Here is a 21,903-nt window from a genome sequence, read left to right as displayed (position 1 = left end):
CCCTGTCGTCGATGACGGCGGCCGCGCGCGGCGACGCCCCGACCCCGGATGCCGCGCCTGTGCCCCCCGCGCCTGCCCCGCGCCGGCGCGGAGAGCACCTGCCCACCTGGCTGCTGATCCCGGCGATCATCGCGGTGCTGCTGCTGATGCTGCCGTTCATCGCGCTGTTGGTGCGCCTGGACTGGGCGACGGTCCCGGCGGCGATCGCCTCACCCGCCGCGCTGCAGGCGCTCGGGCTCTCCCTGGCCACGGCCGCGATCGCGACCGTGATCTGCGCGATCCTCGGGGTACCGCTCGCGGTCGCAATGGCCCGCAGCCCCGGATGGCTGGCCTCGGTGCTGCGCACGCTGACCACGCTGCCGCTCGTGCTGCCCCCGCTCGTCGGAGGCATCGCGCTGCTCGCCCTGCTCGGGCGCAACGGCCTGCTCGGCGGCGTGCTGGCCGTCGCGGGAATCCGGATCCCGTTCACCACCGTGGCCGTGGTGATCGCGCAGACGTTCGTGGCGCTGCCCTTCCTGGTGATCTCGATCGAGGGCGCGCTGCGTGCGATCGGCACCGAGCACGAGCGGGTCGCGGCGGGGCTGGGGGCGAGCCGGTTCACGGTCTTCCGCCGGGTGACCCTGCCGCTCGCGGCCCCCGGGCTCGTCGCCGGCACGGTTTTGTGCTTCGCGCGGGCGCTCGGCGAGTTCGGCGCGACCGCGCTGTTCGCCGGCAACGCCGCCGGGGTCACCCGCACGATGCCGCTCGCGATCTACACGGCGTTCAACGGGGCCGGGGTCGAGGAGGACACCGCGATCGCGTTGTCGCTGCTGCTGATCCTCGTCGCCCTCGCGGTGCTCGTGCTGGTGCGCGGCTGGCGGGCGGGGGCCGTGCGATGAGGGTCGATCTGTGCACTCGCCGTGGCGGATTCGCGATGTCCGCAGCCTTCGAGGCGCAGCCGGGCGAGATCCTCGCGGTGATCGGCCCGAACGGATCCGGCAAGTCGACGCTGCTGAACGCAATCGCCGGCCTCCTCCCGGCCGCCGGATCCGTCGTCGTCGGCGACCGCGTGCTCGATGCACCCGCCGGTCCCGGCGCGGCGCGCGGGATCCACGTGCCGCCCTCGCGGCGCCGCATCGCGCTGCTCGGACAGCGCCCGCTGCTGTTCCCGCATCTGTCCGTGCGCGAGAACGTCGCATTCGGGCCTCGCGCACAGGGAGTGCCGCGGGCCGAGGCCCGACGTCGCGCCGAGCAGCGACTGGAGGAGGTGGGACTGGGCGGCCTCGCCGCGCGCCGCCCCGCAGAGCTCTCCGGCGGGCAGCAGCAGCGCGCCGCGATCGCGCGCGCGCTCGCCTCCGAGCCCGATGCCCTGCTGCTGGACGAGCCGTTCGCCGCCCTCGACGCGCCGTCGGCCGCGCAGGCGCGGCGGCTGGTCGCCGCGCAGCAGGGCGAGAACCCCGCGCTTCCCATCGTGCTGGTCACGCATGATCCGATGGACGCGCTGATCCTCGCCGCACGCACGCTCGTGATGCACGACGGGTCCGTGGTGCAGGGCGGCAGCACCGCCGAGGTGCTGGGACACCCGCGTTCGGAGTTCGTGGCCGCGCTCGCCGGTGTGAACCGCCTCGAGGCGCTCGGCGCGGACGATGGCCTCGTGCACGCGGGCGGCCTGGTGCTGCGCGGGCACGGCGATGCCCTGGGCGTCGGCGAGGCCGGCAGCGTCGTGTTCGCGCCGGGCTCGGTGCGCATGGATTCGCTCGAGGCGCTCGGCGACGCCGGATCCGCCACCGATCCGAACCGCTGGACCGGGCGGGTCACGCAGCTCGACCCCATCCCCGGCGGGATCCGCCTGCACACCGCCGAGCACCCCGATGTCGCCGTCGACTGCCCCTCCACGCACGCTGTGACGCTCGGGCTGCACCCCGGACAGCGCCTCGCATTCCACATCGACGAGTCCGACGTCTCGGTCCGCGCGGGTTCCTGAGCGCAGCGCCGCAGCGGGCGTTGAGCGACGACGTTCCACCTCACTGGTCGCAGATTGCGACTCCGCCCGCGCCAGAACCGCAATTCGCGACCAGCGAGCAGTCATCGCTTTCCGGATCCTGCACAGCCACGGCGGTGCTACGGTTGCCCATCGAAAGGGGACAGACCGATGCCGACCGCGCCGCGAACACGCGAGACCGATGCCGCTCCGGCGCGCAGCGGTGCTCGGCGGCTGCCGTCGTCCGGCGTCCTCGACCTCCGCGATCGTCCCTTGCGCGACCTGCGGATCTCGGTCACAGACCGGTGCAACTTCCGCTGCGTCTATTGCATGCCGCGCGAGGTGTTCGGCCGCGACTATGCATTCCTGGAACGGCATGAACTGCTCAGTTTCGAGGAGATCGAGCGGATCGCCCGCGCCGCGCTTGCGAACGGCGTCCGCAAATTGCGCCTCACCGGCGGGGAGCCGCTGCTGCGGCGCGGGATCGAAGACCTGATCGCACGGCTCGCGGCCCTGCGCACCCTCGACGGCGCCAAGCCCGAGATCGCGCTCACGACGAACGGATCCGCCCTGGCCGTCAAGGCGGAAGCCCTCAAGGCGGCGGGCGTCGACCGCGTCACCGTATCGATCGATTCCCTCGACGATCAGCTGTTCCGGCGGATGAACGATGTGGAGTTCCCGGTCGCACGCGTGCTGCAGGGCATCGACGCCGCGCAGGCCGCAGGCATGCCCGTGAAGCTCAACACGGTCGTCAAGCGAGGTCTCAACGACAGCGAGATCCTGAGCCTTGCCGAGCACTTCCGCGGCACAGGTCACGTGCTGCGCTTCATCGAATACATGGACGTCGGCGCCACCAACGGCTGGAGCCTGGACGAGGTCATCCCCTCGGCCGAGATCGTGGCGACGATCGATGCGCAATTCCCGCTCGAACCCATCGCTCCGGTCGCCACCGGTGAGACCGCGAAGCGCTGGCGCTACGTCGACGGATCCGGCGAGATCGGCGTGATCTCCTCGGTCACCAACGCCTTCTGCGGCACCTGCAACCGCGCCAGACTCTCCACCGAGGGGCGCCTGTTCACGTGCCTGTTCGCGACGGAGGGCCACGACCTGCGCGCACTGCTGCGCGGCGGCGCGGACGACGCCGAGCTCACGGCGACGCTCGCGCAGATCTGGGGCGTGCGCGACGACCGCTACTCCGAGATCCGATCGAGCCTCACCCCCGAGCTGCGCGCCGACCGCCATCGCATCGAGATGAGCTACATCGGGGGCTGAGCTCGAGATCTGAATCTGCGCGTTTCGTCTCGCTTCGCTCGCTCAACGACCGCGTTGCGTCAGAGCCCGACCCACTCCGAGACGCCGTCGGCGTAGTGCTGGCGCTTCCAGATCGGCACCCCGCGCTTGATCTCCTCGACCAGGTGCTCGCACGCCTCGAACGCCTCCTTGCGGTGCCCCGCCGACGCCGCGGCGAAAAGGGCGACATCGCCGATCCTCAGGTCGCCGACCCGGTGAGCGGCCGCGACGAGCAGTCCGGTCTCCGCGGTCACGCGCTCCACGATCTCCTCGAGGAACCGCTCGGCGTCGGGGTGCGCGCGGTAGTCCAGGGAGCGCACCGCCTGCCCGCCGTCGTGGTCGCGCACGACGCCGCAGAACATCACCGTGGCTCCGTGCGCCGCATCGCCGACTGCCGCCCTGATGCTCGCCTCGTCCAGCGGCTCGTCGCTGATGATCGCGCGCTCGCTCATGCGTCCGCTCCTTCCGTCGCTCCGCCCACGGCGGCGAATGCCCCGATCCCGCCCACGAGATAGCGCGCCTCGACGCCGCGCTCGCGCAGTACCCGCACTGCTCGACGTGAGCGCGGATCCTTCTCGCAGAACACGACGAGCGGCCCGTCGCCCGATTCGAGGTTCGCGGGGATCGCGGCACCGTCCTCGAGCGCGCCGAGCGGCAGTGCGCCGGCGCCGGGGATCCCCCGCAGCAGAGTCTCGTGCGGCTCCCGCACGTCGAGCAACCGCACTCCGTCCTCACGCTGCAGCCGCAGCACCTCGGCGGCGGACAGCGCCGAGGCGTCCTCGGCCGGGCCGGTGCCGCAGAACAGCTCGTAGTCGATGAGCCCGGTGACGGCCGGAGCATCCTCGGCGCGCTCGAATCCGATCTCGCGGGTGCGCGCGGTGAGCGCGTCGTAGAACAGCACGCGGCCGACCAGGGGCTCGCCGATGCCCGTGATGAGCTTCACGACCTCGGTCGCCATGAACGATCCGATCGCGGTGCACAGGCTCGCGAGCACTCCGCCGAGCTCGCACGACAGCACCTCGTCCGCGGCCGGCGGCACGGGGAACAGGTCGCGGAAGCCGACCTCGGGCACAGAGACGCCGACCTGTCCCTGGAATCGCAGGATGGATCCCCACACCAGCGGCTTGCCGGCGAGGCGCGCGGCGTCGTCCGCGAGGTAGCGGGTCGGGAAGTTGTCACTGCCATCGATGAGGAGGTCGTACTCGGCGAGGATCCCGGGCAGCGTCTCGGCGGTCGCGCGTTCACGATACGGACGCACCAGGATGCCGGGGTCGATGTCGCGCACGGTGTCGGCGAGCGAGCCGACCTTGGACCGGCCGATGTCGTCCATGCCGTGGCTGAGCTGGCGATGCAGATTGGACAGCTCCACGACGTCGTCGTCGATGACGCCGATCGTGCCGACCCCGCTGCCGGCGAGCGCGGGGACGAGGGCGCTGCCGAGACCGCCCGCGCCGATCACGAGCACCCGAGCCGCGCGCAGACGCCGCTGCGCGGTCTCGCCGAAGCCGGGCAGCATGAGCTGACGGCTGTACCGGACGATGTGTTCGGGCGGCAGTTCCGGCCCCGGCTCGACGAGCGCGATCATAGGATCGAGTGTACGCGGGGAACTCCTCGCGAGACGTTCTGTTTTCCATGATGCGGATGCTGTTTTCCGCGATACGGGTTAGATTGAGCACATGGCCACCATCACCGTGCGGTACTTCGCCGCGGCCGCCGAGGCCGCCGGGCGCGATCAGGAGCAGCTGATCGTCGACGGTCCGGACGCCCTGTCGACGGTGGGCACGCTGCGTGCGGAGCTGCTCGGACGCTACGGCGACCCGATGGCGAAGGTGCTGCGCTCCGGTTCGTTCCTCGTCGATGGCAAGGTCAGCCGCGACGATTCCCGTCCTCTCGGCGAGACCGTCGACATCCTGCCGCCGTTCGCCGGCGGCTGAGTCCGGCGAATCCGTTCCACCGCCCGCGCCCCGGGACGCCTGCCCCTCTGGACCCGCGGATCGGGTCCCGAATCGCCGACGATGCCCCGTCTGGCCGAGATTTCCGGCGGATCCGTCGGCGAAACGTGACAAGCTCGGTGATCTGGGGCCGTGGCAGGAAGACAAGAGCCGGAGGAGACGAGCATGAGCGATCTGACCCACCTGCGGGCCGACGGATCCGCGCACATGGTGGACGTGACCGACAAGGCGGTCACGCGCCGTGAGGCGCGGGCACAGGCCGTGCTGCAGACCCGCGCCGACGTGGTCGCGAAGATCGCCGACGGCACTCTGCCCAAGGGCGAGGCGCTCGGCACCGCGCGCATCGCCGGGATCATGGGCGCCAAGCAGACCTCCACGCTCATCCCGCTCTGCCACCCGCTGCCGCTGAGCCGGGTCGAGATCGACCTCGTGCCGGAGGGCGACCGGGTGCGCATCATCGCCACGGCCGTCACGAAGGGTGTCACCGGGGTCGAGATGGAGGCGCTCACGGCCGCGAGCGTGGCAGCGCTCACCCTCTACGACATGATCAAGGCCGTCGACAAGCACGCCGTGATCGGCGACATCCGCGTGCTCGCGAAGTCCGGCGGCAAGAGCGGCGACTGGACCGCGGAGTGACCGCGACACCGTCCTCCGCCCGATCCGCGACCGTGCTCGTGGTGTCGACGCGAGCCTCCGCGGGCGTGTACGCCGACGAGACCGGGCCGATCATCCGCTCGTGGCTGGCCGAACGCGGGTTCGCGGTCGGCGATCCGGTCGTCGTCGCCGACGCCTCCGTGGCGGACGCACTCGCGGCCGCGCTCGCCGATACCCCCGATCTGCTGCTCACGACGGGCGGCACCGGGCTCTCCCCCGACGACCGCACGCCCGAGGCGACCGCCGCGCTGCTCGACCGGGAGATCCCCGGCCTCATGGAGGAGCTGCGTCGCCGCGGCCTCGCTGCGACCCCGATGGCCCTGCTCACCCGCGGAGTCGCCGGAGTCGCGGGGCGCACCGTCGTGATGAACCTCCCCGGCTCGCGCGGTGGCGTGCGCGACGGCCTCGCGGTGCTGGATCCGATCCTGGACCACCTGCTGGCCCAGCTGAGCGGCCGCGGCGACCACCGCTGATACGGGCCGGGACGACCCGCCCCGCGCCACCGAAGTCGTGCGAGGCCCGTCCGGTCCGAGCACGACACGGTGGATCGATCCGCCGGGAACCATGGCATTCCGCCATCGACGCAGCCCGCGCGCACCCCCTACAGTGTGCTCAGAGGGCAGCGCCGGGGCACCGCTCTCAGCGATGAGGGGCGGTCTCTCCCATGATCGACGCGCAGCACCTGCACGCCAGGCCACCACGACTCCACCATCACGGGCGCGCAGCTCTCCTGGCGGTGCTGGTGGGCGCCCTGCTCACCGTGACCGGGTGCACCGCGAACGGGACGACGCCATCGCCCTCCACCCGTCCACCGTCTTCACCTGCGGTCGATCCCTCGGCGTGCGTCCCGGATCCCGGATCAGTGATCGACCGTACGCAAGTCGCCGCGGCCACCGGGAAGCTGCCGTCGGCGCAGTCCACGTCGCTCGACGCCGCGGCCGCTGCGGCGTTCGCCGCGACGGCTGCGCCCGGCGCGGTCGTCGCGGTGCGCTCCCCGCAGGGCACCTGGGTCAGCGCCTACGGCGTCTCGGACCTGACGACGAAGGAACCCCTGACCCCCGACGTCTACCACCGCATCGGATCGGTGACGAAGACGTTCACGACCACGGTGATCATGCAGCTGGTCTCGCAGAAGAAGCTGTCTTTGAGCGATCCGATCAGCGACTACGTGCCGAATGTGCCGCACGGATCCGAGATCACGATCCTCGAGCTGGCGAACATGACCAGCGGCATCGCCAACTACACCGACGATCTCGAGTTCATGAAGCTGTACCTGACCGACTACAGCATCATCTGGACAGTCGATCAGCGGCTGGCGACGGCGTTCGCGATGCCGCGCACCTCGGCACCCGGCGCCGAGTTCCACTACTCCAACACCAACACCGTGCTGCTCGGGGAGGTCATCGAGAAGATCACCGGGCACCCTCTCGCCGAGGAGCTTCTGCGGAGGATCCTCGATCCGCTCCGGCTGACCCACACCTCGTACCCGCTGGCCTCCGCCGTCCTGCCCGAGCCGCACGCGCACGGATACACCAGCCTCGGAATCGTCGACGACGCCATCAGCGGAAACGCGCCGACACGGGACTCCACCGCATGGAACGTGTCCCAGGCGGGCGCCTCCGGCGAGATCGTCAGCACCGTCGACGACCTGCTCGTGTACGGCCGCGCCCTCGGCACCGGACAGGACCTGCTCCCCCGGGATGCGCAGATCGCGCGTCTTTCCTCCTTCCCCACCCCGGCGGGATACGGCATCGGGCTGAACTGCGTGCAGGGCTGGCTCGGTCACAACGGACAGGTGCCCGGATACAACACGGCGCTGTACTACGACACCCGCACGGACACGACGGTGGTCGTCGAGGTCAACGGCGATCATCCCGTGGGGGCCGCCGGGATCACCCCCGCGGACTCGATCTTCTACGCCGTGGCCGCAGCCCTCGGACGCGCCGTCGAGGGAGCCCCCTGAGCCCGGCCGCGTAAGGTGGGACGTCTATGGCTATCGGGGCGACGATCCACACGTTCGACGTGCAGCTGGCGGACACCGACCGCGGCGTCTACGAGGACTACTCGCTGCGCGTCGCGCGGCACCCGTCCGAAACCGACGCCTACATGCTGACCCGGTTGCTCGCCTACGGGCTGGAGTTCGCCGAGGGCATCGCCTTCAGCGAGGGGCTCTCCAGCACGGAGGAGCCCGCCGTGGTCGTGCGCGACCTCACCGGGCGCACCACCGGCTGGATCGAGGTCGGCGCCCCCGATGCCGAGCGCCTGCATTACGGATCCCGGCTGGCCGAGCGCACCGTCGTGTACACGCATCGGGATCCGGCCAAGGTCATGGCGCCGTGGGAGGGCAAGCGGATCCACCGCGCCGAGCACATCCGCGTCTACAGCTTCGATCCGGGCTTCATCGAGTCAGCGGTGCCGCTGCTGGAGCGCCGCAACAGCGTCACCATGACCGTCACCGAGCGCACGCTCTACCTCGACCTCAACGGCACGAGCCTGACGACGGCGATCCACGAGCACGAGCTCGGCTGAGGTCCTGCCCCGCGCCGCGGGCTCAGACGTCGGACAGGCCGTGCTCGCGCAGCTCGCGCCGGGTGGGGTGATGCGCGGGGGACTCCGCGCCTTCCACATAGGCCGCCGCGATGGCGGACAGCTGCGAGGTCGAGGTCGGAGGCTCCGACGGAGCAGCCGCGGACCCTGCCACGTGAGACGCCGCGGCGGAACCCTTGCCTGACGATTCGTCCGTGACGGTGGCCGGATCGCTCACCCGCTCCGCTGCCGCCGCAGACGTGCCGCCCGACGGCGCTTCCGGCACCGTGGGGGCGCCCGGATCCGACGTGTCCGTGCCACCCTGCGACCCGCCGGCCTTCGCCGCACGCTTGGCCGCCCGGCGCTCCCTGGCCCCCTCGACGAGGTTGTACAGCGTGGGCAGCACCAGCAGGGTCAGCACGGTCGACGACACCAGGCCGCCGATCACGACGATCGCGAGCGGCTGCGAGATGAATCCGCCGTGGCCAGTGATCCCGAGCGCCATCGGGGTGAGCGCGAAGATCGTGGCGAGCGCGGTCATCAGGATCGGGCGCAGACGCCGGGATCCGCCCGCGATGGTCGCGTCGTGCGCGTTCATGCCCTTCTCGCGATACTGGTTCACGAGGTCCACGAGCACGATCGCGTTGGTCACCACGATGCCGATGAGCATGAGCACGCCGATGAGGGAGGCGACGCCGAGCGGCACGCCGGTGGCGATCTGCAGCAGGATCGCACCGGTCGCCGCGAACGGCACCGAGCTCAGCAGCAGGATCGGCTGACGCAGCGACTTGAACGTCGCGACCATCACGATGTAGACGATGAGGATCGCTGCGAGCATCGCGAGCCCGAGCTGACCGAACGCATTCTGCTGCTGCGTGACCACGCCGCCGAGGGACGCGTCCGCTCCGGAGGGCAGCTTGGCGTTGGTGATCGCCTTCGACACGGATGCCGAGGCGCTCGCGAGGTCGTTGCCCTTCGGGGTGACCGAGACGGTCGCGGTGCGCTGCCCGCGCTGAGTCGTGACCGACGCCGGGCTCTCGCTCTGCTGCACCGTCGCGATCTGGTCCAGGCGGAGGAGCCCTGTCCGGCTCGGGATGGTCAGCGCCTTGAGCGCGTCGACCGTGGTCGGCGGGTTCGCACTCTGCAGGTAGACGGTGAGCGAGGATCCGTCGATCTCCACGGATCCGATCTGCTGCGGACGCATCGCCTGCGAGACGATGCCGCCGACCGCGACCTCGCTGAGTCCCGCCTTCGCGGCATCCGCGCGGTCGACCTGCACGGAGATGTACGGCAGCGATGCGGAGAGGTTGCTGGAGACCTGGTTCACGCCCGCCGAGCCCTTGAGCTCCTTCACGAGCGCGTCGGCCGCACTCGTCAGAGTCTTCTCGTCCGGCGCGGTGATCTTCACCTGGATGTCACTGGATCCGAAACCCTCCGACGCGGCGATCGTGATGTCGCCGACGCCGTCGAGCTTCTTCACAGCCGCGCGGACATCGGCCTGCACAGTGTCCTGGTCCGCCGACGGATCGGTCGTGATCGAGGAGGTGATGCCGGATCCGCCGCCGGAGAAGGCATCCCGCAGGGCGGATCCGCTCGAACCGATCGAGACCTGCACGGTCTTGATGCCGTGGATGTCCTTGATCGCCTCCTCGACCTTCTGCGCCGCCTTGTCCTCGGCGTCGAGGCTGGGCGCCTGGCCCAGCGACTGCGTCATGCGAAAGGTGTTCTGCCCGCTGGATCCGAGGAAGTTGACCTTCATGAGGGGAGCCGCGGCGAGGGTGCCGACGAGCACGACGACGGCGAGCAGCACGGTGATCCAGGAGTGCTTCAGCGTCCAGCGCAGGATCGGCAGGTACGTCTTCTGCAGGCGAGTCGGCGGGGCGTCCTCATGCTCGGGGTCGATCGCATGGCCGTCTGCGCCGAGCAGCGGCTTGCCCGGGCGCAGGAACCAGTAGGCCAGCACCGGCACGATGGTGAGAGCGACGAGCAGCGACGCCGCCATCGCGATCGTCACGGTGAGCGCGAACGGCCGGAACAGCTCGCCGGTCATGTCGCCGACGAACGCGATCGGAAGGAACACGGCGACCGTGGTGATGGTCGAGGCGGTGACCGCCGTCGCCACCTCGCGCACCGCGCTCAGGATCGCGGTCTTCTTGTCGGCGCCCTGCACATAGTGCCGCTTGATGTTCTCGATCACGACGATCGAGTCGTCGACGACGCGGCCGATCGCGATCGTGAGCGCGCCGAGTGTGAGGATGTTGAGCGAGTAGCCGAACGCCTGTATGCCGATGAACGTGATGAGCACGCTGGTCGGGATCGAGATCGCTGTGACGAGCGTCGAGCGCACGGAGAGCAGGAAGATCAGGATCACCAGCACGGCGAAGACGAGCCCGAGCAGACCCTCCTGGGCGAGCGACTCGATCGACTGCTGGATGAACGGCGCCTGATCGAACACGGTCGTGAAGGTCGCCCCGGGCAGGTCCTTCTTGAGCTCGGGGATGAGGGCGGTGACGGCCTTCGACACGTCCACCGTGTTGGCCGAGGGCAGCTTCGTGACCGCGATCGTGAGGGCGGTCTTGCCGTCGACCCGGGAGAGCGAGGTGACCGGATTCCCGTCGATCGAGACCTTCGCGACGGATCCGACGGTGACGCCGGGCGTCGCCGCGCCGACCAAGGGGATCGCCTGCACCTGCTCGACGCTGGTGAGCTTCTCACCGGTCTGCACGGTGAGCGTGTTCTCGTCCTCCGTGATGGACCCGCCCGGGAACAGAGTGCCGTTCTGCTGCAGCGCGTCCTTGATCGCGCTCGAGGTCAGCCCCGCCCCGAGCAGGGCGGTGGTGTCGGGGGTGATCGTGAGCCGCTTGCCCTGCCCGCCGACGAGCGACGCCGCGTTCACGCCCTTGAGCCGCTCGATCTTCGGGATGATCGTGTTCGTGAGGCGCTGCTGCGCCGCCTCGGCGTCGGAGAAGCCGGTGACCGCGACCTGGATCACGGGGAAGTCGTCGATCGACGCCGTGATGACCTGCGGATCCACGCCATCGGGCAGCTGGGACTTGATCCGACCGATCGCCTGGTTGATCTTCTGCTCGGCCGTCGCGAGGTTGGTCCCGTAGGCGAAGGACGCCTGGATCACGGAGGAGTTCGTCGTGCTCGTGGCGGTCGAGGTATCGAGGCCAGGGACGCCCTGGATCGCCGTCTCGATCGGGGTCGACACGTCGTGCTCGACGACCTCGGGCGAGGCGCCGGGGTAGCTGGCGACGATCGCGAGCTGCGGGAACTCGATCGACGGGATCAGCTCCTGCTTCAGGTTCGTGAGCGCGAGGCCGCCGAACACGGCGACCACGATCGTGATGAGCGCGATCAGGGCGCGGTTGCGCAGGCTCAGGACGGCGAGCTTCGACACGGGTCCCCCTTCGTACTCCGGGGCGGGATCCGGCGTACAGGCCAGAGTCTAGAGCGCCGATGTCTCGCTCCCGTCACAGGATCCCGGCACCCTGCAGCGCCGGGATCCCGGCCGCGGGCTACTGGCAGACGCCGTTCTGATAGTGCGTGTTGAAGGAGTGCACCTGCACCCAGGACACCCGCTTGCCGGTCTCCACACTCCACCGGCGTGAGCCCTGCGCGGGAGCGGTGGCGTAGTTGGTGCCATACGAGGCCGAGGTGCCGTCGACGAAATGGGCGTTGAGCTCGTAGATGTCAGGGGCGCTGTCGTAGCTGACGATGACGCGCTCGCCGTCGACCGTGTAGCTGCCGTTGTCGCCGGCCGCAGCGCTCCCGCAGGTCACCACGTCGTCGGCGGCACCGTTCGTCGACGCGGCCGCGAGGGGCACCGCCGTGACCGCCGCGATCACGGGGATGCTCCAGGCTGCTCCCTTGATGACGGTGCGGCGGCTCAACGTACTGCGGGCCTCGGTGTTCTGCTCGGACATGGTTCTCTCCCCTGATGACGTGGCCCGCGGGCGCACGGAGGTGCGGCGCGGGCATGGATGCGATTGCGCGCGGGCATGCGGACGCGCAGCCCCAGGCGCGAGCGGACGGCGCTCGGGTGCGCCGTCCGCACTCACCACGTTCACCCCCGCGAGAGCGCCAGTCGCGTCATCCGGCGCAGAATCACCCCCTCACTCACCCACCCGGGTGAGCGCCGGAGCATGTGAACCCGTAGCGTGGCAGATGGTTGAAGCATGCAGGCGCATGCACCTGCCGGCCGGGTGCCGGCGCGGGGGATTCGTGGGGACGAGCGTGGATATCGGGGAGCGGTTCATCGATGCCGTGTTGTCGAGCCGAGATGCGGACGCCGCCGCGCTCGTGGAGATCTGGCCGATCGAGCTCTGGTACTCGCTGCCGCCCTACCAGCTCCGGACGCTCCTGGACCGGCTCTCTCCTGAGGCGCATCACCTGAGCCCCACGGTCTCTCTTCTCTCGCGCGCCCTGGCGCCGGACGACGCGACCTTCCGGATGCCGCGTCGGCGCGGACCGGTGCCGGCGAATCATCACCGCCGCGCGTCGATCTTCGAGGCAGCACGGCGACGGGTCGCCGGGGATCCTGTCGGTGCGTTCGAGCTGCTCTCGAGCCTTCGCGAGAACGTCGCCGGAGCTTCCCGCACCGGCATCGGCCCCACCGACCCCGCTCTGGCGTTCGTTCTGATGCAGACCGCGGAGTCGGCGCTCCTCGCCGGACGTCTGCGGGACGCGCTGGCCCTGTTCGAGGAGCTGGCCGCAGCACCGCGGACGGGCGATATGGAGTTCTTCGCCCGCAGAGCGCACCTGCGGGCAGCGCTCATCCACCAGCACTACGGCAATACCTGTGTCGCCCGATCCCATCTGCAGCAGTCCGCAGAGGTGCCGCGCACCACGAGCTGGGTGGAGAGCCGGCTGGATGGCGATCAGCGGCTGGTCGAGATCATGGTCGCGTCGGAGGATCTCGACGAGGCCTTCTCCGCTCTGCTGACCCTGACGTATTCGGATCTGGGTGAGCTGTGGCCGTTCGCGGTGATCGCCCTGCACGCATGGGGCTCCATCACGGGCCGTCGCGATGCGGCGCGCTCTCGCATGGAGGCGATGGCGAACGCCGGGTTCGGACGAGATGGCACAGGGCTCATCGGCTCGACGCTGCCCCTCATGCTCGCGCTGGACTCGCTCCTGAACGGCGACCTCCCCCGGGCGCAGGCCGAGATCCGCGACGTCCAGGAGGATCACTGGATAGCCACCGTGGTGCGCGCGCTGATCGACATCGGATCCGGCGCGCCTCGCCGCGCGCTGGACAGCCTCGAGGCCGCGGCCGACGCGACGGCCGGGCTTCTGCAGGCCGACCGGCAGCGATACCTGGTCTCGGCGCTCGCGCACTATCTGAGCGGCGACTCAGGAAGGGCGTCCGCCACGATCGCTCTGCTCCCGGTCAGCGCGCGTCGATGCAGCCCCTACGAGATCTCGGTGCTCGACACCCTGGCGCCGGGTGTCCTCGGGGTGGTCGCCGATCTCGTCCCCGAGCTGCTGCCGGAGGGCTTCTCCTTCGACCGGGCGGGCGTGCTCGAGAAACCGACGCTCACGCGGCCGGAGCTCGAAGTGCTGACGCGGCTGGCGCGCGGGATGACCAGACCGGACATCGCACGGGACCTCTTCCGCTCGATCAACACGGTCAAGACCCACCAGCGTTCGCTGTACCGCAAACTCGGGGCATCATCGGCCGCGGAAGCGGTCGCCCTTGCCACCGAGTCCGGATACCTCTGGCATCTGCCGCAGCCGTCACCGCTCCGGCCGTGAAACCGGGCCCCGCCGGGTGAACCGCCGCGTCTAGTCTGGGACGATGTCCCGTCTTCTCGTCCGCCGCCCCTCGCCCCGCCTCGCCGAAGGCGAGCTCACGCACATCGAGCGGGTCCCCGTGGATCCCGAGCTCGCACAGCGCCAGTGGGAGGCATACGTCGAGGTGTACCGATCCCGCGGTTGGGACGTGATCGACATCGATCCGGACGACGCGCACGCCGACGGCGTGTTCGTCGAGGACACCGTGGTCATGTTCGGCGACATCGCGCTGCTCACCCGGCCCGGCGCGGACTCGCGGCGCGGCGAGATCGACACGACTCGCGCGGCCCTCGAGAAGGCGGGCATCGACTACGCCGAGGTCGAGGCGCCCGGCACCCTCGACGGCGGAGACGTGCTCAAGGTCGGCCGCACGGTCTACGTCGGGCAGACCCTGCGCACGAACGCCGAGGGCATCCGGCAGATGGATACGCTGCTCGCCCCGCGCGGCTGGACCGTCGTGCCGGTCGAGGTCACCAAGGTGCTGCACCTGAAGAGCGGCGTCACGGCTCTGCCCGACGGCACCGTGATCGGCTATCCCCCGCTCGTCGACGACCCGTCGATCTACCCCGAGTTCCTGGCCGTCCCGGAGGAGCATGGCACCGCCGTCGTCGTGCTCGACGAGAACACGGTGCTCATGTCGGCCGACGCCCCGCAGAGCGCGCAGCTGTTCCGCGACCGCGGCCTCACGGTGATCGAGACCCCCGTCTCCGAGTTCGAGAAGCTCGAGGGCTGCGTCACCTGCCTGTCGGTGCGCGTGCGCGACTGAAACCGCGGCTGCGGGCTGCGGCGGCGGCAGCGACTGAATCCACGACTGCGACTACGTCCGCCACGGTGCGACGATCAGCACAGCATGTGACGATTCGCACGCGTGGTGACGTGGATCCGTGTGCTGATCGTCGCATCGTGTGCTGATCGTGGCAGCGCGTATCCGGGTGGCCGGAGCTCAGGCGGCGAGAGCCGCGCCGAGAGCGAGCCCGCCGACGGCGGCGAGGATCCCGAGCAGCAGCATCCCGACGGCGTTGAAGGCGCCGGCGCGCGAGGATCCGTCCCGCCACAGCGCGACCGTGTCGAGCATCGCCGTGCTGAACGTGGTGTAGCCGCCGAGCAGGCCCGCGCCGACGATGAAGGCTGCGCCGGGGAACCCGCCGGTGACGACACCGAGCACGAAGGATCCGGTCACGTTGATCACCAGCACGCCCCACGGGAAGCGCGTGCCGACGAGCCGAGCCACGCCGAGATCGACGAGGTAGCGCAGACCCGCTCCGACACCCCCGGCGAGCGCGGCGTACAGGAAGACCAGCGGGGTCATCCGCGCGCCTGCGTGTGCGAGGCGCGGGGGCGCCTCCCGCGCCAGCGGCCCGGCCGGCCGAGATCGAGACCGAGGGCCGCGGCCCCGATGCCGAGTGCGACGCTGCCGATCGCGTACGCCGAAGCGAGCCACGGCTGGGCATGCCACAGCGTCACCGTGCCGACGGCGAACGCGCTGTAGGTGGTGAACCCGCCGAGCACACCGGTGCCCAGCAGCACCCGCACCGCATGCGAGCCGGGCAGCCGCGCGGCGAGCACACCGATGAGGAAGGCGCCGACGAGGTTCGCGATGAGCGTGGCCCACGGCACGGCGGCCAGCCCGTCACCGCTCGGCACGGGGAGGGCGAGTCCGAGTCCCAGGCGCGCGGCGGTGCCGACCACGCCCCCCGCGACGACGAGCGCGAGGCGGAGGGGGACGGGCGAGTTCACGCCCGTCAGCCTAGACCCGGCGTCTCGGCGGGCTCGTCCGACGGCACGCGGATCGCCCCGCTTCCAGGCCGGTTCCGTAGACTCGGCCGGGTGGCGGCGGCCCTGCCCGAGGGACCGCCCCCGCCGAGCCGGCCGAGGAGGACGATGCGCGCGTGACCATGAGGATCGCCTTCGGCTGGTCGCGTCTGCTCACCGCGGCCGTGTGCGTAGTCGCCCTCGTGGACCGCCTGTTCTGGGGCCTGGGCTCGCAGACCATCGCCGGCCAGAACTTCCTCGCGTACCTCACGATCGAGTCGAACATCGCGTTCGCCGTCCTCGCCCTGATCGCAGGGATCATCGCGCTGCGCACGCCGGAGGATCCTGCCTGGCTCACCACCGCACGTGCGGTCGTGCTCAGCTGGACCATCACGGCCGGTCTCGCGTTCGCCCTGATCGTGTGGCAGGCGGGCCTGCACGGCATCCCGATCTGGGTGCCGTGGTCCGACGTGGTGCTGCATTTCGTGCTTCCGGCGTGGACCGTCGTCGCCTGGGTCTTCGGCCCCGGCAGGCGCGCGGCCTCCTGGCGGATCGTGCCGTACGTGCTCCTCTACCCCGTCGCCTGGGGCGTGTTCACGATCTGGCGCGGCGGCCTGGTCGGCTGGTATCCGTACTACTTCCTGGATCCGCGTCAGGTGTCGGGGCTGCCCGAGATGATCGTCACCTGCGTCATCGCTCTGGCGATCTTCGCCCTGGTCGCGAGCGCCCTGGTCGCCCTGAGCCGGCTGCGCACCACGGCGCGGACGGATCTGCGCGGCACTCCGAAAGCGGACGGGGACGACCCGGATCCGGCCTGAGATCAGGGCGTCGGCGTCGGCGTCGCCGAGACGAAGAATCGCAGCGACTCGCGCACGGCGGACTCCGCGTCGCCGTCTCCGAGCTTCGCGAAGGCCTCGGCCTCTGGCCCGCCGACGAGACCCACGAGCACGGGCCGGCCGGTGACCGGCTGGAGGTTCAGCCAGGTGCGGATCGGGCCGTCGCCCCCGACGACGTGCCAGAGGTCCGCATCGACCTTCCAGAACGCCTCGTCGAACTGCACCCACACCGTCTCCACGTATCCCGAGGCGAGCGCCGCGATCGCACCACGATGCGTGAACGGCAGCGGCGGGGCGAACTCGATCGCCCCGTGCTGCAGCACCCCGAGCGGGACCGTGACGACCACGCGATCGAAGGACAGCGACTCGCCGGTGGCCAGGCGCAGGCTCACCCCCGAGTCGTCGTAGGCGATGCGCGTCACCGGTGAGGCGAGCGTGACCTTGATGCCGTCGAGCGGCGTGTTCACGAGCGCGGCGACATCTCCATCAGCGCCCACGAGCCCGTCGGGGACGAACGTCGGCGGGAACCAGCTCGACGCCTTCTCCGCGTCGGCACCTGTGGTCGCCTGCAGCCAGGCGAGAGCCGCGGCGAGCGCCGGATCCGCCGGGTCGGCGCCGGCGGCCCGGAGCGCCGCGTCGATCGACGCGTCCGCCGGCGCGTTCGCCGCCTGCTCGATCGCGTGCCGCAGCGGTCCGCCGTCGAGGGCGGGCGCTGCGCCGTCCTTCGACCAGCCCGTGGGCGTGCCGAACGTCAGCCGGTGGATGCCCTGGGCGGCCAGCTCACCGCCCAGGGTGCCCGCCTCTTCGCCCGCCGACAGCCACGCCCCCAGCTGCACCGGGATCGGCCACTTCTTGTCCGCGATCGAATGGATCCGTCCCCCGGTGCGCTCGCGCGCCTCGAGCACGGTCACGGTGCGCCCTGCATCGGTGAGCGCACGGGCAGCGGCGGCTCCGGCGGCGCCCGCACCGACGACGGCGACGCGCTCGCCGCTCGTGGACGCGTCGACGAGCAGCGCCGCGGCCCGCTGCCCCGAGTCGATCGCGCCCGGGACGGTTCCGGGATGATCCGGATCCGTCGTCTCACCGGCGAGGAAGACGCGGTCACCGATCGGCTCGGCGAGATCCTTGCGCAGCTGCGGCGTCGCCCCGGCCGGCAGGTAACTCATCGCGCCGCGGGAATACGCGTCCGTCGACCAGGTGCTGCGCATCCACGCCGTCGGCTCCGGTGCGGCGCCGGGCGGCACGCTCGGCATCGGCGAGGGCGGGGCGGTCGTCGGGGTCTTGGTGGGCTGCGGCTCGGGCGTGCAGGCCGCGAGCACCACCGCGACGGCACCGGCTCCGGCGCCGACGAGCAGGGTTCGCCGCGAGATGCCCATCGTGGTGCCAGCCTATCCCGGGTGCCGGAGAGGCCGCCGTGGGACCCTGACCAGGGCCAGGCGCTGACGCCGAAAGATGGATGACGTCGCTCCGGACGACCCTGGAGCGCCGAAATCCATCTCCAGGCGAGGCCTCATCCTCCTCAGAGAAGGAAGACGCTGCTCGGACATGGTTCCGAGCAGCGTTTTCCTTCTTTGACGCGACCGCGGAGTCGGTTCCGGATCCGGATCCTGTTCCGGTTACAGGTTCGCCTCCGCGTAGACGCGCAGGGCGTCGCGGACGAACTCCGCGCCGGCGGTGCCGGTGGCTCCCTGCGCGGCGGCGGCGGACCGGTCCGCACCGGTGGCGTAGTTCGCGCCGAAGCGCGGATCCGCCACGTACATCTCACCGAGGCCGATGACGTACGCCTTGCGGTCGCCGGCGGCCCCGTAGGCGGGCGTGCCGGGGATGCCGGTGAGCCAGTCGACGTGGCGGCGCGCCACGTCCTGCGCCTCGGGCGATGCCGGATCCGCTCCCGCTTCGGCGAGCGCGATCCAGTCGGCGCCGAGGTCGGCGACGCGCTGCTTCCACGCGTCCTTCTCGTCATCGCTCAGCCCGCGCCACCAGCGGTCGCTGTCGGCGTAGGCCTTCTTACCCCAGCGGGTCTCGACCTCGTCCTTGTACTGGGTGTGATCGAAGCCGTCGAACATGTCGTCAGGCATGAGTGCTCCTCCTTCTCTGAGGGTGGTGATGGTGTTCTCGACCGACGCGATCTGCCGCGCCAGCCTGGTCTGCTCCGTGCGCAGCAGCGCGAGGTGCTTCTCGAGGGCGTCCACCTCGATCGCGGCGTTCGGCGACCGGCCGGATCCGGCCCCGACTGATACCGACGCGCCCTCCCCGACGACCTCAGCGATCGCCGGCAGCCCCAGCCCCAGCTCACGCAGGAGCAGGATGCGCTGCAGACGCAGGAGCGCCCCCTGGTCGTAGTGCCGGTAGCCGTTCGAGGCGACCCGCGTCGGCGGCAGCAGGCCGATGTCGTCGTAGTGCCGCAGGGTGCGGCTCGTGGTGCCGGTCAGCCGCGCGATCTCCTGGATCGACCAGTCCCGATGCGCCATGGATCCTTCTTCCGTCGTCGATATGACCACCGTAGAAGTTGACGTCGCGTCAATGTCAAGCGGGATCCTTCTCGGCACCGGGGTCGGTCAGGGTACGTTCATCCCGTGACCCCCGACGCGCACCCGCTCAACGCCACGCACCCGCTCGCACTCGCCCCGGTGATCGCCCCGCCGCTCACCGTCGACGGGTTCGTCGAGGAGTTCCTGCACAACCTGAACTTCGACGGCGGCGTGACGCTCTCCGCATCCAGCGTGAACGACCGATATCTCGCCCTCGCCTGCACGGTGCGCGACTACCTGATGGCGCGCTGGCTCGAGGATCAGCGCCGGCAGCGGGAGAGCCAGGCGAAGAGCGTGTGCTACCTCTCCGCCGAATACCTGCTCGGCCGCCAGCTCGACAACGACCTGATCGCGACCGGCCTGTCCGAGGTCGCGACCGCGGCCCTCGCCGCGTGCGGGATCGACATCGACGAACTGCGCGCGCACGAGATCGAGCCAGGGCTCGGCAACGGCGGACTCGGGCGCCTCGCCGCCTGCTTCGTCGACTCGCTCGCCACCCTCGGCGTACCGAGCACCGGATACGGGATCCGCTACGAGTACGGGATCTTCCGGCAGACCTTCGAGGACGGCCAGCAGGTCGAGCAGCCCGACGCCTGGCTTGCGCTCGGCTCGCCATGGGAGTTCCCGCACCCCGAGCAGGCGCAGACGATCGCCTTCGGCGGGCACACCGAGACGCACGACGACGACGGCACTCCCCGTTCGCGCTGGATCCCGGCCTGGACCGTGCGCGCCGTGCCCTACAACTACATGGTTCCGGGCTTCCGCAACGGCCGCGTGAACACCCTGCGGCTGTGGAGTGCGGTCGCCACCGACGCGTTCGATCTGCGCATCTTCAACTCCGGCGACTACGAGCAGGCCGTGCGGGCGCAGACCTACGCGGAGAACATCTCGAAGGTGCTCTATCCCGAGGACTCCACTCCGCAGGGCAAGGAGCTGCGCCTGCAGCAGCAGTACTTCTTCGTCGCCGCATCCATCGCCGACTTCCTGGATCGCCTGCCGGTGGACTTCGACCTCGCACACCTGCCCGATCGCGTGATCTTCCAGTTGAACGACACGCACCCGGTGATCGCGGTCCCCGAACTGCTGCGCGTGCTGGTCGACGAACGCGGCATGCCCTGGGACGACGCCTGGGCCATCGCTCAGAAGTGCTTCGCCTACACCTGTCACACCCTGCTGCCGGAGGCCCTCGAGGTCTGGTCCGTAGAGCTGCTGGGCCGGTTGCTGCCGCGGCACCTCGAGATCATCTACCGGGTCAACGACGAGTTCCTCGCCGCGGTGCGTGCCCGATTCGGCGACGACGAGATGCGGATCCGCAACATGTCGATCATCGCGGAGTTCCCGGAGCGCTCCGTGCGCATGGCCTACCTGGCCACCGCGGCCGGCGCGCGCGTGAACGGGGTCGCCGAGCTGCACTCGCAGCTGCTGCGCGACAAGGTGCTGCCCGCCTTCGCCGAGTTCTTCCCGGACAAGTTCACGAACGTCACGAACGGGGTCACGCCGCGCCGCTTCCTGCGGCTCGCGAACCCCGGACTCTCCTCGCTCATCACCGAGGCGATCGGCGACGGCTGGGTCACGGATCTGGAGCGGCTGCGCGAGCTCGAGCCCCTCGCCGACGATCCCGGGTTCCGCACCGCGTTCGCCGCCGTGAAGGCAGCCAACAAGCGGCGCCTGAACGATGTGCTGCTGGCCCGCGACGGGATGACGGTCGGCGAGGGGCACCTCGTGGACGTGATGGTCAAGCGCCTGCACGAGTACAAGCGGCAGCTGCTGAAGGTGCTGCACATCGTGAGCTCGTACGAGGGGGTCATCTCAGGGCGGATCCCGCTCGCCGAACTCACTCCGCGCACCGCGCTGTTCGGCGCGAAGGCCGCCCCCGGCTACGCGATGGCCAAGCGGATCATCCACCTCATCAACGCGGTCGGATCCGTCGTCAACACGGATCCGAGGCTCGAAGGCCGCCTGCAGGTGCTGTTCCCGCCGAACTACAACGTCACGCTCGCGGAGAGCGTGATCCCCGCCGCCGACCTCAGCGAGCAGATCTCGCTGGCGGGCAAGGAGGCCTCGGGCACCGGCAATATGAAGTTCGCGCTCAACGGCGCGCTCACGATCGGCACCGACGACGGCGCGAACGTCGAGATCCGCGAGCTCGTCGGCGACGAGAACTTCTTCCTGTTCGGCATGACCGAGCCCGACGTCGAGGCGCTCTCGGCGCGCGGCTACCGGCCGAGCGAGTTCTACCAGTCCGACGCCGACCTGCGCCGCGCCATCGATCTCATCGCGTCCGGCGCCTTCTCCGGTGGTGACCGCTCGGTCTTCGAGCCGATCGTGTCGAACCTGCTGTACGAGGACCGGTTCATGGTGCTCGCCGACTTCGCCGCCTACATGTCGGCGCAGGAGCGCGTGGACGCCGCCTATGCCGACCAGGACGCATGGACCCGCTCCGCGATCCTCAACGTCGCCCGGTGCGGCTTCTTCTCCTCCGACCGCTCGATCCGCGACTACATCGACCGCATCTGGCACACGCCGCCGACGAGCTGAGGCCGGCTTCTTCGTTTCGGAGCGGGGAAAAGGGGGCACCCCCCTCCCGCATGTAAACACTTTTG

The 21,903-nt window shown here is 70.4% G+C and carries 20 protein-coding genes; 12 read left to right on the top strand and 8 right to left on the bottom strand.

Features of this window, described 5'->3' with window-relative positions:
• The first annotated feature begins 11 nt into the window (after window positions 1-11).
• The 3 genes from ACTJI8_RS09175 (at window position 12) to moaA (ending at window position 3,232) form a co-directional block, all read left to right on the top strand.
• Window positions 12-878 (top strand): ABC transporter permease, encoded by an 867-nt coding sequence (locus ACTJI8_RS09175; protein WP_440733112.1) that lies wholly within the window; start codon window positions 12-14, stop codon window positions 876-878.
• A 35-nt stretch (window positions 879-913) separates the two neighbouring features.
• Window positions 914-1,963 (top strand): sulfate/molybdate ABC transporter ATP-binding protein, encoded by a 1,050-nt coding sequence (locus ACTJI8_RS09170; protein WP_440733111.1) that lies wholly within the window; start codon window positions 914-916, stop codon window positions 1,961-1,963.
• A 168-nt stretch (window positions 1,964-2,131) separates the two neighbouring features.
• Window positions 2,132-3,232, top strand: coding sequence for a GTP 3',8-cyclase MoaA (gene moaA, locus ACTJI8_RS09165; RefSeq protein WP_440733110.1), 1,101 nt, complete (start codon window positions 2,132-2,134; stop codon window positions 3,230-3,232).
• Window positions 3,233-3,291: 59 nt separating this feature from the next.
• On the opposite strand, the gene ACTJI8_RS09160 is transcribed toward moaA, so the two are convergent.
• Window positions 3,292-3,702 carry a molybdenum cofactor biosynthesis protein MoaE gene (locus ACTJI8_RS09160; RefSeq protein WP_440733109.1) on the bottom strand — a complete coding sequence of 137 codons (411 nt, stop codon included), beginning with the start codon at window positions 3,700-3,702 and terminating at the stop codon, window positions 3,292-3,294.
• On the bottom strand, window positions 3,699-4,835 hold the full coding sequence (locus tag ACTJI8_RS09155; RefSeq protein ID WP_440733108.1) for a ThiF family adenylyltransferase: 1,137 nt from the start codon (window positions 4,833-4,835) through the stop codon (window positions 3,699-3,701). The genes ACTJI8_RS09160 and ACTJI8_RS09155 overlap by 4 nt, the downstream gene beginning before the upstream one ends.
• 91 nt (window positions 4,836-4,926) lie before the next feature.
• Between ACTJI8_RS09155 and ACTJI8_RS09150 the strand changes: the two genes are divergently transcribed.
• The 5 genes from ACTJI8_RS09150 to ACTJI8_RS09130 all read left to right on the top strand — a co-directional run bounded on the left by ACTJI8_RS09150 (window position 4,927) and on the right by ACTJI8_RS09130 (window position 8,385).
• The gene (locus tag ACTJI8_RS09150) at window positions 4,927-5,184 is read left to right on the top strand and encodes a MoaD/ThiS family protein (RefSeq protein ID WP_440733107.1); all 258 of its coding nucleotides are present in this window, start codon (window positions 4,927-4,929) and stop codon (window positions 5,182-5,184) included.
• A gap of 183 nt (window positions 5,185-5,367) precedes the next feature.
• Complete coding sequence (moaC, locus tag ACTJI8_RS09145; RefSeq protein WP_440733106.1) at window positions 5,368-5,838, top strand: cyclic pyranopterin monophosphate synthase MoaC; 471 nt, start codon at window positions 5,368-5,370, stop codon at window positions 5,836-5,838.
• Window positions 5,835-6,329: a MogA/MoaB family molybdenum cofactor biosynthesis protein gene (locus tag ACTJI8_RS09140; protein WP_440733105.1), complete on the top strand. Its 495-nt coding sequence runs from the start codon at window positions 5,835-5,837 to the stop codon at window positions 6,327-6,329. Before moaC ends, ACTJI8_RS09140 begins: the two co-directional genes overlap by 4 nt.
• A 389-nt stretch (window positions 6,330-6,718) precedes the next feature.
• Window positions 6,719-7,819, top strand: coding sequence for a serine hydrolase domain-containing protein (locus ACTJI8_RS09135; protein ID WP_440733104.1), 1,101 nt, complete (start codon window positions 6,719-6,721; stop codon window positions 7,817-7,819).
• Window positions 7,820-7,845: 26 nt separating this feature from the next.
• Window positions 7,846-8,385 (top strand): YaeQ family protein, encoded by a 540-nt coding sequence (locus tag ACTJI8_RS09130; protein WP_378804854.1) that lies wholly within the window; start codon window positions 7,846-7,848, stop codon window positions 8,383-8,385.
• A 22-nt stretch (window positions 8,386-8,407) separates the two neighbouring features.
• On the opposite strand, the gene ACTJI8_RS09125 is transcribed toward ACTJI8_RS09130, so the two are convergent.
• On the bottom strand, window positions 8,408-11,785 hold the full coding sequence (locus tag ACTJI8_RS09125) for an efflux RND transporter permease subunit (protein WP_440733103.1): 3,378 nt from the start codon (window positions 11,783-11,785) through the stop codon (window positions 8,408-8,410).
• Window positions 11,786-11,903: 118 nt separating this feature from the next.
• Entirely contained in the window at window positions 11,904-12,311 is a 408-nt protein-coding gene (locus ACTJI8_RS09120; RefSeq protein ID WP_440733102.1) for a hypothetical protein, read from the bottom strand.
• A gap of 262 nt (window positions 12,312-12,573) precedes the next feature.
• Here ACTJI8_RS09120 and ACTJI8_RS09115 point away from each other — a divergent pair, with 262 nt between their 5' ends.
• Window positions 12,574-14,142, top strand: coding sequence for a helix-turn-helix transcriptional regulator (locus ACTJI8_RS09115; RefSeq protein WP_440733101.1), 1,569 nt, complete (start codon window positions 12,574-12,576; stop codon window positions 14,140-14,142).
• Window positions 14,143-14,185: 43 nt separating this feature from the next.
• Entirely contained in the window at window positions 14,186-14,947 is a 762-nt protein-coding gene (ddaH, locus tag ACTJI8_RS09110; protein WP_440733100.1) for a dimethylargininase, read from the top strand.
• 177 nt (window positions 14,948-15,124) lie between these two features.
• Here ddaH and ACTJI8_RS09105 read toward each other — a convergent pair whose 3' ends face one another.
• A complete protein-coding gene (locus tag ACTJI8_RS09105; RefSeq protein ID WP_440733099.1) occupies window positions 15,125-15,490 on the bottom strand; it encodes a fluoride efflux transporter FluC in 366 nt (121 codons plus the stop codon).
• The gene (locus tag ACTJI8_RS09100; protein ID WP_440733098.1) at window positions 15,487-15,918 is read right to left on the bottom strand and encodes a fluoride efflux transporter FluC; all 432 of its coding nucleotides are present in this window, start codon (window positions 15,916-15,918) and stop codon (window positions 15,487-15,489) included. The genes ACTJI8_RS09105 and ACTJI8_RS09100 overlap by 4 nt, the downstream gene beginning before the upstream one ends.
• 158 nt (window positions 15,919-16,076) lie before the next feature.
• On the opposite strand from ACTJI8_RS09100, the gene ACTJI8_RS09095 reads away from it, so the two are divergent.
• Window positions 16,077-16,751, top strand: a complete 675-nt coding sequence (locus ACTJI8_RS09095) for a Pr6Pr family membrane protein (protein WP_440733213.1) — start codon at window positions 16,077-16,079, stop codon at window positions 16,749-16,751.
• Window positions 16,752-16,753: 2 nt separating this feature from the next.
• Here the strand turns inward: ACTJI8_RS09095 and ACTJI8_RS09090 are convergent, their stop codons facing one another.
• Together ACTJI8_RS09090 and ACTJI8_RS09085 are read right to left on the bottom strand one after the other, a co-directional pair.
• Window positions 16,754-18,145 carry an FAD-dependent oxidoreductase gene (locus tag ACTJI8_RS09090; RefSeq protein ID WP_440733097.1) on the bottom strand — a complete coding sequence of 464 codons (1,392 nt, stop codon included), beginning with the start codon at window positions 18,143-18,145 and terminating at the stop codon, window positions 16,754-16,756.
• 240 nt (window positions 18,146-18,385) lie between these two features.
• Window positions 18,386-19,240 (bottom strand): MerR family transcriptional regulator, encoded by an 855-nt coding sequence (locus ACTJI8_RS09085; protein ID WP_440733096.1) that lies wholly within the window; start codon window positions 19,238-19,240, stop codon window positions 18,386-18,388.
• Between the two features lie 105 nt (window positions 19,241-19,345).
• On the opposite strand from ACTJI8_RS09085, the gene ACTJI8_RS09080 reads away from it, so the two are divergent.
• Window positions 19,346-21,838 (top strand): glycogen/starch/alpha-glucan phosphorylase, encoded by a 2,493-nt coding sequence (locus tag ACTJI8_RS09080; protein WP_440733095.1) that lies wholly within the window; start codon window positions 19,346-19,348, stop codon window positions 21,836-21,838.
• Window positions 21,839-21,903: the final 65 nt, after the last annotated feature.

This window comes from Microbacterium sp. 22303 (assembly GCF_052045265.1).
Taxonomy (GTDB): domain Bacteria; phylum Actinomycetota; class Actinomycetes; order Actinomycetales; family Microbacteriaceae; genus Microbacterium.
Note: the sequence above shows the minus strand (reverse complement) of the source record. Positions and strands in the feature narration are given on the sequence as shown.

What these genes read in the sequence shown, in the direction of transcription:
- ACTJI8_RS09175 (WP_440733112.1), top strand. Translation starts at nt 12, where the DNA reads ATGACGGCGGCCGCGCGCGGCGACGCCCCGACCCCGGATGCCGCGCCT.
- ACTJI8_RS09170 (WP_440733111.1), top strand. Translation starts at nt 914, where the DNA reads ATGTCCGCAGCCTTCGAGGCGCAGCCGGGCGAGATCCTCGCGGTGATC.
- moaA (WP_440733110.1), top strand. Translation starts at nt 2,132, where the DNA reads ATGCCGACCGCGCCGCGAACACGCGAGACCGATGCCGCTCCGGCGCGC.
- ACTJI8_RS09160 (WP_440733109.1), bottom strand. Translation starts at nt 3,702, where the DNA reads ATGAGCGAGCGCGCGATCATCAGCGACGAGCCGCTGGACGAGGCGAGC.
- ACTJI8_RS09155 (WP_440733108.1), bottom strand. Translation starts at nt 4,835, where the DNA reads ATGATCGCGCTCGTCGAGCCGGGGCCGGAACTGCCGCCCGAACACATC.
- ACTJI8_RS09150 (WP_440733107.1), top strand. Translation starts at nt 4,927, where the DNA reads ATGGCCACCATCACCGTGCGGTACTTCGCCGCGGCCGCCGAGGCCGCC.
- moaC (WP_440733106.1), top strand. Translation starts at nt 5,368, where the DNA reads ATGAGCGATCTGACCCACCTGCGGGCCGACGGATCCGCGCACATGGTG.
- ACTJI8_RS09130 (WP_378804854.1), top strand. Translation starts at nt 7,846, where the DNA reads ATGGCTATCGGGGCGACGATCCACACGTTCGACGTGCAGCTGGCGGAC.
- ACTJI8_RS09120 (WP_440733102.1), bottom strand. Translation starts at nt 12,311, where the DNA reads ATGTCCGAGCAGAACACCGAGGCCCGCAGTACGTTGAGCCGCCGCACC.
- ACTJI8_RS09115 (WP_440733101.1), top strand. Translation starts at nt 12,574, where the DNA reads ATGCACCTGCCGGCCGGGTGCCGGCGCGGGGGATTCGTGGGGACGAGC.
- ddaH (WP_440733100.1), top strand. Translation starts at nt 14,186, where the DNA reads ATGTCCCGTCTTCTCGTCCGCCGCCCCTCGCCCCGCCTCGCCGAAGGC.
- ACTJI8_RS09105 (WP_440733099.1), bottom strand. Translation starts at nt 15,490, where the DNA reads ATGACCCCGCTGGTCTTCCTGTACGCCGCGCTCGCCGGGGGTGTCGGA.
- ACTJI8_RS09095 (WP_440733213.1), top strand. Translation starts at nt 16,077, where the DNA reads ATGAGGATCGCCTTCGGCTGGTCGCGTCTGCTCACCGCGGCCGTGTGC.
- ACTJI8_RS09090 (WP_440733097.1), bottom strand. Translation starts at nt 18,145, where the DNA reads ATGGGCATCTCGCGGCGAACCCTGCTCGTCGGCGCCGGAGCCGGTGCC.
- ACTJI8_RS09085 (WP_440733096.1), bottom strand. Translation starts at nt 19,240, where the DNA reads ATGGCGCATCGGGACTGGTCGATCCAGGAGATCGCGCGGCTGACCGGC.